Source organism: Bartonella sp. OC16QHHD (assembly GCF_042194035.1).
Classification (GTDB): Bacteria; Pseudomonadota; Alphaproteobacteria; order Rhizobiales; family Rhizobiaceae; genus Bartonella.
The window spans coordinates 172,499-189,324 of record NZ_JBHIMJ010000014.1 but is presented as its reverse complement, the minus strand read 5'-3'; the positions used below and the strand labels follow the sequence as shown (position 1 = coordinate 189,324).

The following is a 16,826-nucleotide window of genomic DNA, read 5'->3' as shown; positions in this document are numbered from 1 at the left end:
TGCTCTACCCTCTATATGATCGAATATGAGAAATTTCCAAAATAACAGAATTTTCATCAACTTTACTTTTATGTTTTAACAGATCAAAGTGCCAATTGGCAGAGGCATTTTTTATTTCTGTAGCGTAATCCCGACCTTTTTGCAAAAGAGCTATTGTTTTTTCTGTTAATAAAGGAAAAATGAGTTGTAAAAGAGTATCAAGCGGCGCTAATCCCCGTGCCGTTATAATATCAGATATGGGAATTTTTTGATATATATCTTCAATTCTAGCGTGATAAACCGTTGCTGGAAGATTAAGTTGAGCAATAACTGTTCGCAAAAAAGCAACTTTTTTCCCATTACTTTCAACAAGATTAATATGTGCTGTTTTTTTTTCTTTCAAAAAGATAGCAATCACAATTGCAGGAAAACCTCCTCCTGATCCTAAATCACACCAATGTAAAGAATGAGCATACAAAGGAAAAATTTGTGCTGAATCTAGAATATGTCGTGTCCATAGATCTGGTATAGTTGTAGCAGATATCAAATTAATATGTGTATTCCACTGAAGTATTAAAGACTCAAACTGAATTAAATTTTCCATCGTTTCACGTGAAACAGAAGGAACAATATTTAATAATTGTTGATATTTTTTTTCTGTAGAAAAATTCATTAAGCTGTTTTAGCCTTTTCACGTCGTTGACGTTGAATATGTGTAATAATAAGCGATAACGCGGCGGGTGTCATGCCATCAATTTTTTGTGCATCAGCAATTGAACGCGGCGACACTTCTTGAATTTTTGATTTAAGTTCATTTGAAATACCTGAAATTGCCTGAACATCAAGAGAAGAAGGAATTTCTAAACGCTCATCTCTCTGAAGAGAGGCAATATCTTGTGCTTGTTTATCTAAATAAACCGCATATTGTGCTTCAATTTCTAAAGATTCTGCTGTTTTAGAATCAATTGTTTGTAATTGTGGCCAAAAATTTGAAAGACGCTCTAAGTTCATATGAGGATAAGCAAGAAAATCATAAGCCGAACGCCGAATTCCATCATGATTAACATGTAATCCATGAGCAGAAGCTTCATTGGGTGTTAAAAAAAGATTTTGACATATTGATCGTGCTTGATCAAGCCGTTGTTGTTTTTTCTGATAACATTCCCAACGTATTTTACTCACAATACCCCATTTTTGTGCCAAAGGTGTTAAACGCGTATCAGCATTATCAGATCGTAAAGATAAACGAAATTCAGCACGTGATGTAAACATCCTATAAGGTTCACAAACACCACGTGAAACCAAATCATCAATCATAACACCAATATAAGCAGTAGAACGACTTATAAGTATTTCATCTAATTTACCTACTTTACGTGCAGCATTTAATCCAGCTAAAAGTCCTTGTGCTGCTGCTTCCTCATATCCTGTTGTACCATTAATTTGGCCTGCTAAGAACAAACCCGGTAAAGAACGTAATTCTAAGTTTCTCGTTAATTGTTGTGGATTAACAAAATCATATTCAATAGCATAACCAGGTTGCAAAACTATAGCATTTTCCAATCCTTCAATGGTTTTCAATAGAGAAATTTGTACATCTTCAGGAAGAGAAGTAGAAAGACCATTTGGATAAACAGTATCATCATTTAATCCTTCTGGTTCCAGAAAGATCTGATGTCCATCACGTTCTCCAAATTTCACAATTTTATCTTCAACAGAAGGACAATAACGTGGTCCTAACCCTTCAATATTTCCAGAATATAAAGCAGAGCGATAAATATTCTCGCGAATAATTTGATGTGTTTTCTCATTTGTACGTGTTATTGCACATTCAATTTGTGGTTGTTCAATTTTCTCTGTTAAAAGAGAAAAGGGTATGGGATTTTCATCTGCTTGTTGTTTTTGGAGAGCTTCCCAAGCAATTGTTTTTTTACTCAAACGAGCAGGGGTTCCTGTTTTTAATCGTCCAAATTTTATATGATATTTTTTCAAATGTTCAGCAAGTTTTACACTTGACTGATCTCCCATACGACCAGCAGCCCATGTTTTATTACCAATATGAATAAAGCCATTTAAAAATGTACCTGTTGTTAAAACAACAGCACCAGAAAAAATTGTTCCTTGTTTTTTTAAAATAACACCTGATACACAATTATCTTTAACAACCAGATCAATAACTTCATCCTCAATAAGAGTAAGATTTTCTTGTTCTTTTAATAATTTTTGAATTGCTTTTTTATAAAGTTGTCTATCTGCCTGTGTCCGTGGTCCTCTTACTGCCGGTCCTTTACTTCTATTAAGTAGTCTAAACTGAATTCCAGCAGCATCTGCTGCTCTTCCCATAAGACCATCTAACGCATCTATTTCACGAACTAGATGCCCTTTTCCAAGTCCACCAATAGCAGGATTACACGACATTGTTCCCAGTGCTGATATTTTATGTGTAACAAGCACTGTTTTGGCTCCTACACGTGCTGAAGCTGAAGACGCTTCACAGCCAGCATGACCACCACCAACAATAACAACATCATATGATTGCATTTAATTCATTCCGTAGAAAATATTACAAGGTTTCACGTGAAACAGGATATAAATTACATAATCTTTATAATCTGTCTATGAAATAATCAATGTTTCACGTGAATCATTATTTACCAACACAAAATTCTGAAAAAATAATATCAAGCAAATCTTCAACATCAATATCTCCTGTAATTTTCCCAAGAAAATCACTTGCACAACGGAGATGTTCTGCACGTAAACTGAGATCAAGAGAATGATAATTAAGAGAAAATTCAATCTCTTTAACAGCCTGCTTTAATAATTGAAGTTGCCTTTTACGTGCTGGAACAATATTTCCAATTTCAGAAGCACGATAATGACAAAATGATTCAAGTTCTTTTATAAAATAATCAAAATTTAAACCAGTTAATGCGGAAAATTGTATAGACCAACGCTGATCATTTTTTTTATAAAGATCAAGCTTATTGCCAACACACCATATTTCAGCCGATGTTTCTGGTAAATCAACTTGCGTAGGATTTCCTATATCATAAACCAAAATAACCAAATCAGCTTCCATAACATGCTGTTTAGCAACTTCTATTCCCATCTGTTCTATTTTATTTTCTGTTTTTCTAAAACCAGCAGTATCTGTTAAAAAAATAGGTAAACCACCAAGAATAATTCTCATTTCTAAAGCATCACGGGTTGTTCCTGCTTCTTCCGTTACAATAGCAACAGATCTTCCTGAAAGGCGATTCATAATGCTTGATTTTCCAGAATTTGGAGCACCAGCAATAACAATTTTTAATCCATCACGTAAAATACTCGCACGTTCTCCTTCAGTAATATATTCCCGAATAGAAGTACAAAGATCCTCAACATCTTTCCAAACTTTATCAGATATTGCGTTGGGAATATCTGCTTCATCAACAAAATCAAGTTCTGCCTCAATAAAAGCACGCGCCTTCATAAGCTTATGACGCCAATCACGATAAAGCGTCGTTAAATGTCCACTTGTACCCATAACAGCTAAACGCCGTTGGCTTTCCGTTTCTGCTTCTATTAAATCAGCAAGACCTTCTGCTTGAACAAGATCTAATTTTCCTTCCATAAAAGCACGACGTGAAAATTCACCTGCCTCTGCAATACGGCATCCAGAAAATGTCGACAATTCATCGAGAAAACGATTAACGACTGCTTTTCCTCCATGTAAATGGAATTCTGCACAATCTTCCCCCGTAAAACTATGAGGAGCAGGAAAAAAAACAGTTAAACCAGAATCTAAAAAACTACCATCACGAGCAGTAAGATTTCCATAATGCATAAAACGTGCTTTAGGTAAACGACCACAAAGCGTTTTAACTATATCCACAACATGAGGACCAGAAAGCCGAATGACTGCAACCCCTGAAGGTAACAATCCACTCGAAACAGCAAAGATTGTATCCACAGGTTTTATCCTAATAAAAACTTTAATGACTCTACGTATTCATTGAATCAAAAAATTCACTATTATTTTTTGTTTGCTTTAATTTATCAATCAAAAATTCAATTGCATCTGTTACATTCATAGATGCTAAAATACGACGAAGAACAAAAATTTTGTGTAAATCTTGTCGTTCTACCAGAAGTTCTTCTTTACGCGTTCCTGACTTTAAAATATCCATAGCAGGGAAAATACGTTTATCAGCAACTTTTCGATCAAGAACAATTTCCGAATTACCTGTTCCTTTAAATTCTTCAAAAATAACCTCATCCATACGACTTCCTGTATCAATCAAAGCCGTTGCAATAATAGTTAAAGATCCGCCTTCTTCAATATTACGTGCTGCACCAAAAAAACGTTTTGGACGCTGGAGGGCATTTGCATCCACACCACCTGTTAAAACTTTACCCGAAGAAGGAACAACTGTATTATATGCACGTCCAAGACGTGTAATAGAATCGAGAAGAATAACAACATCACGCCCATATTCAACGAGACGTTTGGCTTTTTCAATGACCATTTCTGCCACTTGTACGTGACGTATTGCTGGTTCATCAAAAGTAGAAGAAACCACTTCTCCTTTTACTGAACGCTGCATATCAGTAACTTCTTCTGGTCGTTCATCTATTAAAAGAACAATGAGATAGCATTCAGGATGATTAGTGGTAATAGAATGAGCAATATTTTGAAGTAAAACTGTTTTTCCCGTTCGAGGAGGAGCTACAATTAACCCTCTTTGTCCTTTTCCCAATGGAGATATCAAATCAATCACGCGTGATGACATATCTTTCTCTGTAGGATCTTGTATTTCCATTTGGAAACGTTCATTTGAATAAAGAGGAGTAAGATTATCAAAGTGGATTTTATAACGAATCTTTTCAGGTTTTTCGAAATTAATTGTATTAATTTTAAGGAGAGCAAAATAACGTTCTCCCTCTTTTGGACTGCGTATGGGTCCTTCAATTGTATCGCCTGTTTTTAAAGAAAACGACTGTATTTGTGCAGGTGAAAGATAAATATCATCAGGACCAGGAAGATAATTAGCATCAGCAGATCTCAAAAATCCAAATCCGTCTTGTAAAACTTCAACAACACCTTCTCCTATAATTTCAACGTCTTGTAGAGCAAGTTTTTTCAAGATAGCAAACATTAATTCTTGTTTGCGCATAAGGGAGGCATTTTCAACTTCTAATGTTTCAGCAAAAGAAACAAGCTCAACGGGATTTTTGCTTTTAAGTTCTTGTAGTTTCATTTTTTGCATGAAATATGCTCTTTGTAATTAAGGAGAAGATTTTCTAAATAATTTATGGAAATTTATGAGTGAAATATTATTAAGAAAAAATATCCTACACTCAATTTTTTTAATCTGCAAGTACCATTTATATGAAATTTGTTCCTGTAATATTAAGTAATTATATGAAAAACTTGAAAAAATAAAATCCAAATAGTATTTAATTATTTTAATAACAAAAATGTTAGTTATAATTATAGCATTAATGAAATGCTATTCAAAAGTATTTTTTACAGAAATTTATATTAATAAATTTGTATTAAAGAAAGGATTATTCTTATTTATAACTGTGTTTAGTGTGGATTATTATTTATCCTCAATTTTATCCACAAAAGGAACTGAAAAAAGAATAAAAATATCACTATCTTAAAGATATTATCCCCTCTTTTTTTATAAGAGGGATTAAATTATCACAAGCATTTAATTTGTGCATAAAAAAGGAGAATTTTTCATAAATTTTAGTTTTATAAAAAACGGTGAGGATATATACACATGTCTTAACAAGGAGTTAAAATTTTTGTGACAAAAGAAAAAAAATTCTTTCATTTACACATGCTTTCTGATGCAACAGGAGAAACATTAATTTCTGTTGGAAGAGCTGTAGCATCGCAATATGCAATGATTCAGGCAACAGAGCATATCTATCCTATGATTCGTAATAGAATACAGTTACAGAAAGCTCTTAATGAAATACAACAAGAGCCAGGTATCGTTCTTTACACAATGATTGATGAAGAATTTAAACTTCTCCTTCAAAAAAGGTGTAAAAAAATGAAAGTTCCCTGTATTGATATATTGCATCCTGTTTTAAATGCTTTTCAGTCTTACCTTGGAATGCCAACACATTTACGTGCGAGCGCACAACATGATCTTAATGCAGATTATTTTCGCCGTATTGAGGCACTGGATTTTACAATAGAGCATGACGATGGACAGTCTTCCAGTAGCTTATCCGAAGCAGATGTGATCCTTGTGGGAATTTCAAGAACCTCTAAAACGCCAACAAGTATCTATTTAGCAAATCGCGGAATAAAAACGGCTAATATTCCTCTTATTCCTAATATTGATTTGCCAGAATCCCTTTTAGAGGCAAAAAATTCTTTAATTATTGGTTTAATTGCTTCAGCTGAAAGAATCTCACATATCCGCCAAAATCGAGATTTGGGAGAAAGTTTTGCTCTTGATAATTATACAAATCGTATCAACATAGCTGAAGAATTAATCTATGCAAAACGCATTTGCGAACGTTTTGGTTGGCCTATTATTGATGTCACAAGACGTTCTATTGAAGAAACTGCTGCTGCAATATTTGAACTGTTATCACGATTTCGTGAAGGAAATGAGAGAAAATTCTCATGAACGCAGATACTTTAATATTAGCATCTCTTAGTTTTTACCGTGCAAAATTATTAAAAAAAGCAGGCTTAAATTTTTCCATTGAAGGAGCTTCTTTTGATGAAAGAGAAGTAGAAAAAAAAGCAAAAGAAAAAAAAACTAAAGAACTCAGCTGTTTTCTTGCGAGTGCAAAAGCAAAAAATGTTTCAGATCGTTTTCCTGATGCTTTCGTTATTGGTTGTGATCAAGTTCTTGATTTGGAAGGTCAAGTTTTTCACAAAGCAAAAAATATTAAAGAAGCACATCAACGTTTATGTGAGTTATCAGGAAAAACCCATTCTCTTCATAGTGCGGTAGCTTTATTTAAAAATGGTCAAAAAATTTGGGTTGAAGCTTTTAGTGCACATATGTCCGTCCGTTTACTCTCATCAGAATTTATTGAACGTTATTTAGCACGCGTAGGAAAAGATGTTTTAAACAGCGTGGGAGTATATCAAATTGAAGGAGAAGGAATTCATCTCTTTGAAAAAATTGAAGGAGATTTTTTTACCATTGTTGGTTTACCTTTGCTGCCTCTACTCATAAAACTGCGCCACTTAGGAATTATTGATGGTTGACTTAACAATAAAAAAAACAAATTATCCGCGTGCTTTTGTTGTTGGTTCTCCAATTCATCATTCAAAATCGCCAAGAATTCACAATTTTTGGCTTAAACAATATGGTTTACAAGGAGAATATCTTGCACAAGAAGTAACATCTGAAGAGTTCAGTCATTTTATTGCGTCTTTACAAAAAATAGGCTTTTGTGGAGGAAATGTTACTTTGCCTTATAAACAGGAAGCTTTTCGTTTAGCAGATTATAAAGATGAGAGAGCAACAATGATTGGTGCTGTTAATACACTTTGGTATGAAGGAGATAAGCTTTGTGCCACGAATAGTGATGCCTATGGTTTTAGCGCTAATCTTGATGATTTTGTATCTGATTGGGGAGGGGAAACAGCTCTTGTTTTTGGAGCAGGTGGTGCCGCACGCGCTATCATATATGCCTTAAAAAGACGCGGATTTGAACAGATTTATTTAATTAACCGTACAAAACAACGTGCTGATAATTTAGCTCAGCATTTTGGAAAAATCATTAAAGTTTACGATTGGCATAAAATCCATGAAATACTTCATCAAGCTGATTTGATTGTTAATACAACCTCTATTGGCATAAAAAGTCCAGAAGAAAAAAGTGATTCTTTTTTTTGCGATTTTCATAAAGCAAAAAAAACGGCATTAGTAACAGATATTATTTATACACCATTGATAACTCCTTTTTTACAACAGGCAAAGGCTTGTGATCTCAAGACGGTTGATGGACTTGGGATGCTTCTACATCAGGCTGTTATAGGGTTTGAACAGTGGTTCGGAATAAGACCACAGGTAACAAAAGCGTTACGGACAGCTATTTTAGAGGATATGAGTGAAAAAAGAGAATGAAGATCATAGGATTAACGGGATCAATTGCTATGGGAAAATCAACAGTTGCTGATTTTTTCAAGCAAGCGGGTATTTCTGTTTTTAGTGCTGATGAAGCAGTACAACAGCTTTATAAAAGTGAGCCAGCTTTGTCATTCATAGAGCGTATTTTTCCAGGTGTTGTTGAAAACGGTGAAGTTAATCGTTTGAAACTTTCTGAAATTTTGATTGATGATAAAGAAAAATTACAAACATTAGAAAAAATAATTCATCCTTTGGTGCAAGAAAAAGAAAGGGAATTTATTGATATAGCGCGTGAACAAGGGAAAAAATTAGTTATTCTTGATATTCCACTTTTGTTTGAAAAAAATGGTGAAAGTCGTGTGGATAGCGTTATTGTTGTTTCTGCTCCACCAGAAATACAAAAAGAACGTGTCATGATTCGCCAAGGTATGAATGAGAAAAAATTTGCCTTTATCAATGCTCAACAAATGCCAGATGAAAAAAAACGAGAACGTGCTGATTTTATTATTGATACAGGGAAAGATTTAGAAAATACCCGTCAACAGGTTTTTGATATGATAAAAAAATTGCTAAAGAATTAAAATCATGCGTGAAATTATTTTTGATACAGAAACAACAGGTTTAGATAAAGAGAAAGATCGCATAATCGAAATTGGTTGTGTAGAAATGGTTGATCGTTATCTCACAGGACGCCAATTTCATGTTTATTTAAACCCTGAAGGCGTTATTATTCCTGATGAAGTTGTAGCAATTCACGGATTAACCAATGAACGCTTGAAAAACGAGAAAAGTTTTAGTGATATTGTTGATGAATTTTTGGAATTTATCAAAGACGCGACAATGATTGCGCATAATGCGAGTTTTGATATTGGTTTTATTAATGCAGAATTAAAACGCGTCAACAAACCGCTTATCAGTGTTGATAATATTCTTGATACATTGGCTATGGCGCGGCGTAAATTTCCTATGGGTCCTAATTCTCTTGATATTTTATGCAAACGTTTTGGAATTGATAACAGCCATCGTGTTCTTCATGGTGCTTTGCTTGATGCAGAGATTCTAGCTGATGTTTATATTGAGCTCATCGGTGGAAAGCAAGGTGTATTGGGTTTTGATAACAGAAGGGGTATTGATGAACATATCCAGAACGATAAAGATACATCTTATGCCGTTAAAATTCGCCCACAGGTTTTACCTTCAAGATTGAGTACGCAAGAAAAAAAGTTACACGCTGATTTTATCTACAAAATGGGTGAAAAAGCTCTGTGGAAAAACTTCAAAATTCATGAATAACATCATCTTTTATCTAAAAGAGTCACGATTGAAATTAAAGAATATAGATGTCAAAAAAAACGGTCGTTGTGGGGAGGGGAACACCACAACGACCCTGTCGCTACATCGTACCTCAGCTATCATAGGAGGAGCAAAATGAAAGCTATTAATCCTGTAACAGCAAAGAAAAGCTCTAGGTACTTAATATAAAGTGCAACGACTTCACGTTTTATGAAGAGAAAAAATGGCTTTTTAGAGGCAAAGTGAAAAAATATATAAGGGTAATTTGTTTTTTTAGCTGAAATGGAGAAAAAATTGTTATGAAAGCAACAGATCATCTTTTTTTGGTTGACGGATCAGGCTATATTTTTCGTGCTTATTATGCTTTGCCGCCTTTAAAACGTAAAAAGGATGGACTTCCTGTAGGAGCAGTAGCTGGTTTTTGCAATATGTTATGGAAATTACTTTGTGATGCTCGTAATACAGCTACGGGTGTTGTTCCAACACATTTTGCTGTTATTTTTGATTATTCATCTGATACTTTTCGGAAACAAATTTATCCTGAATATAAAGCGAATCGCGTTGAACCTCCTGAAGATCTAATTCCTCAATTTGCGCTAATACGCCAAGCAACGAAGGCTTTTAATTTGCCTTGTATTGAAAAGGAAGGCTTTGAAGCGGATGATTTAATTGCTACCTATGCAAAGTTGGCAACAAAGGTTGGGGCAAAAACAACCATTATTTCTTCTGATAAGGATCTTATGCAACTCGTAAATACGCATGTATCTTTGTATGATGGAATGAAAGATAAGCATATAGGTATCTCGGAAGTTATAGAAAAATGGGGTGTTGCGCCTGAAAAAATGATTGATTTACAAGCATTAATTGGAGATTCAACGGATAATGTACCGGGTATTCCAGGCATTGGTCCAAAAACTGCAGCTCAGTTGTTAAATGAATTTGGTTCTCTTGATCTTTTATTGCAAAACTTAACAGAAATTAAACAAACAAAACGACGTGAAAACATTCAAGTTTATAGAGAACAAGTTAAAATATCTCGTGAACTTGTCAGGCTTAAAACAGATGTTCCTATAGATAATGATTTAGATGATTTTATTTTGGAGCCACAAGATGGTCCACGTTTAATTGCTTTTTTGAAAGCGATGGAGTTTTCAACATTAACGCGTCGCGTGGCAGAGGCAACGACATGCGATGCAGCTGTTATTGACGCACTTGATATAGATGTTGAATGGGAAAAACTAAGCCCCAGGAATGATTCTGATATCAGGCATGATTCTTATATCAAGAATACTGAGCGCGCATCTCTTCATAATTTTTCTGAAAATTCTCCACAAGTTTTTGCACAAAAACGTAAAGATCAAGCGCTGACTCAAAAAATTACAAGAGATGCTTATACAACAATTCTTGATGAGGAAATTTTAAAAGACTGGTTATCACAAGCACAAGAGCAGGGTTTTTTCGCTTTTGATACTAAAACAACATCTCTTGATCCGATGCAAGCAAAGCTTGTTGGTTTTTCACTCGCATTACAGCCGGAAAAAGCAGCTTATATACCTCTTGAACATTTTGATGAAGGAGAAGAGGACCTTTTGAGGGGCGGGCGCATTGCCTCACAGATTGAGGCCCAAAAAGCTTTAGCACTTTTAAAACCGATATTAGAAGATTCAGCGGTGTTAAAAATTGGTCATAATATAAAATATGATTGGTTGGTGATGAAGCAATACGACATTATGATAAGCTCTTTTGACGACATCATGCTTTTATCATATGCTTTTGATGCTGGAATGTTAACCCATAATATGGATGATTTGTCTGAACGTTGGCTTGAGCATAAACCAATTGTCTATAAAGATTTAACGCATAACGGGAAAAAAATTACTTCTTTTGCACAAGTAGATTTAAAACAAGCAACCCTTTATGCGGCGGAAGATGCTGATATAAAGCTACGTCTTTGGCAAGTATTGAAACCGCAACTTGTTGCTCGTGGAATGACAAAAATTTATGAACGTCTTGATCGGCCTCTTGTAGAAGTTCTTGCAAGAATGGAAGAACGGGGGATTCTTATTGATAGGCAGATTTTATTGCGTCTTTCAGGAGAGTTAGCACAAGCTGCTTTGATTCTAGAAGAGGAAATTTACAAACAAGCTGATGAAAAGTTTAATCTTGCTTCGCCAAAGCAATTAGGGGATATCCTTTTTGGCAAAATGGGATTGCCTGGAGGCGCTAAAACTAAGGGTGGACAATGGTCAACTTCTGCACGGACCTTAGAAGAGTTGGCTGCTGAAGGTCATATTTTACCGCGTAAAATTATTGAGTGGCGTCAACTTTCAAAGCTAAAATCTACCTATACAGATGCCTTGCCTTCTTATATTTTTTCAAAAACAGGGCGAGTTCATACAAATTATTCTTTGGCAATAACATCAACAGGTCGGTTATCATCATCAGAGCCAAATTTGCAAAATATTCCAGTGCGAACTGCTGAAGGACGTAAAATTCGAACAGCTTTTATTGCTCCCAAAGGACATGTGTTACTTTCTGCTGATTATAGTCAGATTGAGTTGCGCATTCTTGCACATATTGCGGATATAAAAGCATTAAAAAAAGCTTTTGCTAAAGGGCATGATATTCACGCTATAACGGCATCACAAATGTTTGGTGTTGCGATAGAAGGAATGCATTCAGATATACGACGGCGTGCAAAAGCGATTAATTTTGGTATTATTTATGGTATTTCAGCTTTTGGACTAGCTAATCAATTGGGAATTTCACGCCAAGAAGCGGGTCGTTATATTCAACTGTATTTTGAAAGATTTCCAGGAATTAAAGATTATATGGAGAAGACCAAAATCTTTGCACGTGAAAATGGTTATGTAGAAACAATTTTTGGACGTCGTATCCATTATCCAGAGATAAAAGCAAAGAATGTAAAAATTCGTTCTCTTAATGAGCGGGCAGCTATCAATGCTCCAATTCAAGGTTCTGCAGCAGATATTATTCGCCGCGCTATGATACATATGGGAGATGCTTTAAAAGAAGAAAAACTATCAGCAAAAATGTTGCTGCAAGTTCATGATGAACTGATTTTTGAAGTACCAGAAGAAGAAAGTAAAAAAACCATGACTGTTGTTAAAAATGTTATGGAAAATGCTACAATACCGGTTCTATCTTTATCTGTCCCGCTTGAAGTAAAAGTTATGACGGCTCAAAATTGGGATGAGGCACATTAATTTTTTATTTATTTTTAAGAATATTGATTGCGTTGGAAAGATTAAGATAGGCTTTGATAGGCAAATGATCTGAAGCAATGCGTGCAAGTGGTGAATAATGATTTTCAATACTTGTTACCAATTGGTGGGGAAAAGAAAAAACTCTATCAAGGGCTAATAAAGGAAAACGAGAGGGAAAGCTTGGTACAACTTCAAAAGTGCTATCAAAATAGGGAGAAAAATGATTTAAAGATGAGCCTTTTCCCATTCGCCATTCATTAAAATCTCCTATGAGGAGTGTAGGCATAAGGGGGCGTTTTTGGAAAATTTCAAGGAGCATTTTTGTTTGTTGTTTACGAGAGTAACGTAATAAGCCAAAATGAGCCGCAATAATACGAATAGGGCCTGCTGCCATTTCCAACTCTACAATTACAGCCCCACGTGGTTCAATACTAGGAAGAGTGACTTGTAAAGTATCACGTACATATCCCTTTTGCAAAAAAAGAGCATTCCCATGCCAACCATGGCCATGAGGTGACATAGTATTAAGAGGTACAGGAATCAAACCGGTTTCAGCTTTTAATAGCTGAAGATTAATCAAACCGATGCGTTCCCCAAAACGTTTATCTGCTTCTTGAAGAGCAAGGATATCAACTTGTAATTCAGTAATAACACGGACAATTCTTGTAGGATTAAAAACTTTATCAACACCTACACATTTATGCACATTATAGGAAGCAACGGTCAGATCATAATTACTATTTTGATTGACGATGTTTGATTGATGATGAGAGCGGCTGTGAGTTGTATTTAAAAGGGAGCTATGGAGTTTTTGTTGGATAAAACCGGTAAACCAAGGGAATTTTTGCTTATAAGGGATTTTTGTCATTTTGCGAAAAGAATAGTTTCTAAGAAGCAGAGGGTAAAGATTTACACTAAAAACAAAAGAACCTTGTCTCTTTTAGAAACAAGGTTCTTTAATTAAGTAATGATTTTTGCAATCAATCACGGTTTGAGCCAAGAAACTGTAGCAAGAAGACAAACATATTGATGAAATCAAGATAAAGATTCAGCGCGCCCATAATAACTTTACGTCCTCTGGTATCGCTTTCATCTCCTTCATAATACATCAACTTAATGCTCTGGGTATCGTAGGCTGTTAAACCAGCAAAGATAAAAACACCAATCACAGAGATAGCAAACTGCAAAGCGCTTGATCCAAGAAAAATGTTCACAATCATGGAAAGCAACAAGCCGATCAATCCAATGAATAAGAATGAACCGATTGCTGTGAGATCACGCTTTGTTGTGTATCCATAAAGTGAAAGAGCTCCAAAAGTTGCGGCGGAAATGACAAAGGTTTGCACAACACTTTCTGTCGTATAGCGCAAAACGATTGAAGACAGTGAAAGACCAACCAGAGCAGCATAACCAAAAAAGAGGCTACGAGCAGCATTTGTGCTCAATGTATTAATTTTAAAACTGAGGAATAAAACTGCTATGAGTGGTGCAAACATAACAATGTAAGAGAATGGCGATGTATAAAATGTTACTCCAAATGATGTTAAATAAACACTGCTATTGATTTGAGCTGCTGCTTGGTTCATATCTGTTGTCGTTGCTAATGATACAATTACATAAGCGGCAGCAGCTGTAATAAGCAAACCAATGGCCATTGTATTATAGACACCCAACATATAGTCGCGCAATCCCTGATCAATTGATGCATCGGCGTGAGAAGTAGGCGCCGAACGTAAATTTTTAAAATTAGCCATAATATAAAATCCTTTAGCATATGTTCTGTCAGGTATAGGGCTTTAAAGGTGTCTCTGTCATTACACAGATAAGCTTGGTATAAGCCTTAATTGGGCAATACAAAAACCCTTAAGAATCACTGACAGAATTCCAGCATATATGCTCTTATTATGGAGATTTATTTAAAAATTACAAGAGATTTATATGAAGAAGGAACCTTACAAATTGGTAAGGAAATAGTTCATTTTAATAAAAAATATTTCCATTTTTTGCCATATTTTTGCAAAATAAAAAGACTACACTTAGAAAATTTTCTATTATGCACAGAAACTATGTAATACAATCCCTTATAAAATATTCACTATTTTTGCGTTTATGAGAAGAGCGGCAAGTATCATCACACTATTTTCAACTTCCAATATTGCATCTGTTTTGCACGGTTATAAGAGCTATTGAATTGGATTTTTATATAAATATTGATGTATAATGATAAATTGTCTTTTTGAATGCTAAATGATACTCCGAATATCGCAAGATTCTCTGGTTGAAAATCTGTTCATATTAAATCAATCAAGATTATTGACTTGCTTGTGTCTTACAAGAGACATGGTTTTAATGGATTCAACATGAACAGATTCCAAATATAAAGAGATTTAGGATAGTAAGGGCTTTTATTCAATATGAAAAACGGTAATTTATATTTATAATCAATATGTTGGTTTAACAAGACACCATTGAAAATAGTTGAAAAAATGTTTTTTATTAAACAATATATAAAATAAAAAAGGAGAGTTTTTAAACGAAGCACTTAAGAAAGGCTCTGTAAAAGCGATATCTGTAAAAACTAAAAAACATACGAAAAGCAATTGTTCTAATCAAATAAACAGAACTTCAAATGCTGTGAAATGTCTCCTCAAAAATTGTGATGTAGGACACATGGATAAAAAATATTGATTCTATTTGGGTTCATTTCTTTTGCACTAACTAAGTGTAGAAATGTAAAGTTGGAAAGAAAGTAAGATCTTATAGTCCCATGAAGAGAAACACGTGAAATGACGAGCAACAAGAATTGATTAAGAGAAATCAATGTGTAATCAGACTTGTGATGGTCAATAATCTCTGTTTTCTAAGGCACTGAACATATCAATGAGAAGATGTACTATTGGAATGACGCCTTGCTTTCATCCAAGTACGCAATTCTTCAATAAGGATGGCAATAACACCGAGAGTGATAAAACTATCTGCAAGGTTGAAAATAGCAAAATAAAAAATATCATCAATATGAAAAAGTATATAATCAGTGACATGATGAAAGCGAATACGATCAATGAGATTGCCGATGGCTCCCCCAATAATAAGAATAAGACCAAAGCGCATTAAAGACTTATTATATTCAGTATTTTTCCATAACCATAGAAGAAAGATAATCACAATGATCGTGATGGCGATGATTCCCCACTGAGAAAAGGAAGAAAAAAACGAAAATGCAATGCCAGAATTGCGCACATGATAAAGGGAAAGAAAAGGAATAAGCGAAATTTCTGTTCCTAAAGGCATATTGTGCATAACCCAGTATTTGACAGCTTGATCAAGTACTACTGTAAAAGCCAAGCCCAAGAGAAGAAAAGGGAGTGATTTACGAATCATGTTTTTCCTCACATGGTTCCAGTATTAAATAGGGGCGACGGATTTCATAAAGCATAACAGCTGTTGCTACAGCTAGATTAAGCGAGTCTGCTCGTCCGCTTTGTGGAATACGCGTAAGTTTATCACACCGATTCGTAAGAAGATCTGATAATCCCTGTTTTTCATTTCCCATTAAAAGGATAATAGGGCCATTTTTGAAGTCAAGTGTGCGATAATCCAGAGAACCTTTGAGGTGTGTTCCAACAATCATACCTTTAAAGTGAGAAGACCAGTTTAAAAAGCCGTTTTCATCAAAACGATAAAGTGGTACAGAGAAAATAGATCCCATGGTTGCACGGACTGTTTCAGGCGAGAAAGGGTCTGTTGTTTCGCCAATTAAAATAACACCTTTAGCACCTACAGCATCAGCTGTTCGAATAATGGTACCAAGGTTTCCAGGATCACGTACACGATCAAGCGCGATGTAAACATCTTTAATCTGCCCTTTTATCATTCCAAAAGAGTGCCATTTTTGCTTGAAAATACCAATAACTGTTTGTGGATTATCGCGTCGGGTAAGTGATTCCATAACCTTTTGTGAGGCTTTAATAACAAAACCACCGTTGGCTACAGCACGTGCAGCAGTATTTTCGATAGTAGCATTACCGATTTCACTTTTAGAAAAAATAAGCGTCTGTATTGTCCAGCCAAGATTGAGAGCATCAATGACCAATTTCAATCCTTCTGCCATGAAAAGACCTTCTCTATTACGGTTTTTCTTTTGGCTAAGTGCTTTAAGATTTTTTATGATGGGGTTGCTAAGAGAGGTAATTTCTTTCACTCTACCAGTTTTGGGTCTACACAT

Annotated in this window: 14 protein-coding genes; 6 read left to right on the top strand and 8 right to left on the bottom strand. The window is 34.9% G+C overall.

What is annotated here, in order from left to right:
* Window positions 1–4: 4 nt before the first annotated feature.
* The 4 genes from rsmG to rho form a co-directional block, all read right to left on the bottom strand.
* A complete protein-coding gene (gene rsmG / locus ACFIK1_RS02540) occupies window positions 5–652 on the bottom strand; it encodes a 16S rRNA (guanine(527)-N(7))-methyltransferase RsmG (protein WP_375654813.1) in 648 nt (215 codons plus the stop codon).
* The gene (gene mnmG / locus ACFIK1_RS02535) at window positions 652–2,520 is read right to left on the bottom strand and encodes a tRNA uridine-5-carboxymethylaminomethyl(34) synthesis enzyme MnmG (protein ID WP_375662012.1); all 1,869 of its coding nucleotides are present in this window, start codon (window positions 2,518–2,520) and stop codon (window positions 652–654) included. Before mnmG ends, rsmG begins: the two co-directional genes overlap by 1 nt.
* 106 nt (window positions 2,521–2,626) lie before the next feature.
* The gene (gene mnmE / locus ACFIK1_RS02530) at window positions 2,627–3,934 is read right to left on the bottom strand and encodes a tRNA uridine-5-carboxymethylaminomethyl(34) synthesis GTPase MnmE (protein ID WP_375662011.1); all 1,308 of its coding nucleotides are present in this window, start codon (window positions 3,932–3,934) and stop codon (window positions 2,627–2,629) included.
* Between the two features lie 31 nt (window positions 3,935–3,965).
* On the bottom strand, window positions 3,966–5,231 hold the full coding sequence (rho, locus tag ACFIK1_RS02525; protein ID WP_015857121.1) for a transcription termination factor Rho: 1,266 nt from the start codon (window positions 5,229–5,231) through the stop codon (window positions 3,966–3,968).
* A 549-nt stretch (window positions 5,232–5,780) separates the two neighbouring features.
* On the opposite strand from rho, the gene ACFIK1_RS02520 reads away from it, so the two are divergent.
* From ACFIK1_RS02520 to polA, 6 genes are all read left to right on the top strand, one after another.
* Window positions 5,781–6,620: a pyruvate, water dikinase regulatory protein gene (locus tag ACFIK1_RS02520; RefSeq protein WP_375617451.1), complete on the top strand. Its 840-nt coding sequence runs from the start codon at window positions 5,781–5,783 to the stop codon at window positions 6,618–6,620.
* On the top strand, window positions 6,617–7,213 hold the full coding sequence (locus ACFIK1_RS02515; RefSeq protein WP_375662010.1) for a Maf family nucleotide pyrophosphatase: 597 nt from the start codon (window positions 6,617–6,619) through the stop codon (window positions 7,211–7,213). The genes ACFIK1_RS02520 and ACFIK1_RS02515 overlap by 4 nt, the downstream gene beginning before the upstream one ends.
* Window positions 7,206–8,078 (top strand): shikimate dehydrogenase, encoded by an 873-nt coding sequence (locus ACFIK1_RS02510; protein ID WP_375629126.1) that lies wholly within the window; start codon window positions 7,206–7,208, stop codon window positions 8,076–8,078. Before ACFIK1_RS02515 ends, ACFIK1_RS02510 begins: the two co-directional genes overlap by 8 nt.
* Entirely contained in the window at window positions 8,075–8,662 is a 588-nt protein-coding gene (gene coaE / locus ACFIK1_RS02505) for a dephospho-CoA kinase (protein ID WP_375662009.1), read from the top strand. Before ACFIK1_RS02510 ends, coaE begins: the two co-directional genes overlap by 4 nt.
* 4 nt (window positions 8,663–8,666) lie before the next feature.
* The gene (gene dnaQ, locus ACFIK1_RS02500) at window positions 8,667–9,374 is read left to right on the top strand and encodes a DNA polymerase III subunit epsilon (RefSeq protein WP_375662008.1); all 708 of its coding nucleotides are present in this window, start codon (window positions 8,667–8,669) and stop codon (window positions 9,372–9,374) included.
* A 299-nt stretch (window positions 9,375–9,673) separates the two neighbouring features.
* Complete coding sequence (gene polA, locus ACFIK1_RS02495; protein WP_375662007.1) at window positions 9,674–12,601, top strand: DNA polymerase I; 2,928 nt, start codon at window positions 9,674–9,676, stop codon at window positions 12,599–12,601.
* A 4-nt stretch (window positions 12,602–12,605) separates the two neighbouring features.
* Here polA and ACFIK1_RS02490 read toward each other — a convergent pair whose 3' ends face one another.
* The 4 genes from ACFIK1_RS02490 to ACFIK1_RS02475 form a co-directional block, all read right to left on the bottom strand.
* Entirely contained in the window at window positions 12,606–13,469 is an 864-nt protein-coding gene (locus ACFIK1_RS02490) for an endonuclease/exonuclease/phosphatase family protein (RefSeq protein ID WP_375662006.1), read from the bottom strand.
* Between the two features lie 112 nt (window positions 13,470–13,581).
* Window positions 13,582–14,355: a Bax inhibitor-1/YccA family protein gene (locus ACFIK1_RS02485; protein ID WP_375654801.1), complete on the bottom strand. Its 774-nt coding sequence runs from the start codon at window positions 14,353–14,355 to the stop codon at window positions 13,582–13,584.
* A gap of 1,123 nt (window positions 14,356–15,478) precedes the next feature.
* On the bottom strand, window positions 15,479–15,982 hold the full coding sequence (lspA, locus tag ACFIK1_RS02480; RefSeq protein WP_375611348.1) for a signal peptidase II: 504 nt from the start codon (window positions 15,980–15,982) through the stop codon (window positions 15,479–15,481).
* Window positions 15,972–16,826 (bottom strand): TrmH family RNA methyltransferase, encoded by an 855-nt coding sequence (locus tag ACFIK1_RS02475; protein ID WP_375662005.1) that lies wholly within the window; start codon window positions 16,824–16,826, stop codon window positions 15,972–15,974. The genes lspA and ACFIK1_RS02475 overlap by 11 nt, the downstream gene beginning before the upstream one ends.

Coding starts and splice junctions, on each gene's coding strand:
- rsmG (WP_375654813.1), bottom strand. CDS start 652: ATGAATTTTTCTACAGAAAAAAAATATCAACAATTATTAAATATTGTT.
- mnmG (WP_375662012.1), bottom strand. CDS start 2,520: ATGCAATCATATGATGTTGTTATTGTTGGTGGTGGTCATGCTGGCTGT.
- rho (WP_015857121.1), bottom strand. CDS start 5,231: ATGCAAAAAATGAAACTACAAGAACTTAAAAGCAAAAATCCCGTTGAG.
- ACFIK1_RS02515 (WP_375662010.1), top strand. CDS start 6,617: ATGAACGCAGATACTTTAATATTAGCATCTCTTAGTTTTTACCGTGCA.
- ACFIK1_RS02510 (WP_375629126.1), top strand. CDS start 7,206: ATGGTTGACTTAACAATAAAAAAAACAAATTATCCGCGTGCTTTTGTT.
- coaE (WP_375662009.1), top strand. CDS start 8,075: ATGAAGATCATAGGATTAACGGGATCAATTGCTATGGGAAAATCAACA.
- dnaQ (WP_375662008.1), top strand. CDS start 8,667: ATGCGTGAAATTATTTTTGATACAGAAACAACAGGTTTAGATAAAGAG.
- polA (WP_375662007.1), top strand. CDS start 9,674: ATGAAAGCAACAGATCATCTTTTTTTGGTTGACGGATCAGGCTATATT.
- ACFIK1_RS02490 (WP_375662006.1), bottom strand. CDS start 13,469: ATGACAAAAATCCCTTATAAGCAAAAATTCCCTTGGTTTACCGGTTTT.
- ACFIK1_RS02485 (WP_375654801.1), bottom strand. CDS start 14,355: ATGGCTAATTTTAAAAATTTACGTTCGGCGCCTACTTCTCACGCCGAT.
- lspA (WP_375611348.1), bottom strand. CDS start 15,982: ATGATTCGTAAATCACTCCCTTTTCTTCTCTTGGGCTTGGCTTTTACA.
- ACFIK1_RS02475 (WP_375662005.1), bottom strand. CDS start 16,826: ATGTGTAGACCCAAAACTGGTAGAGTGAAAGAAATTACCTCTCTTAGC.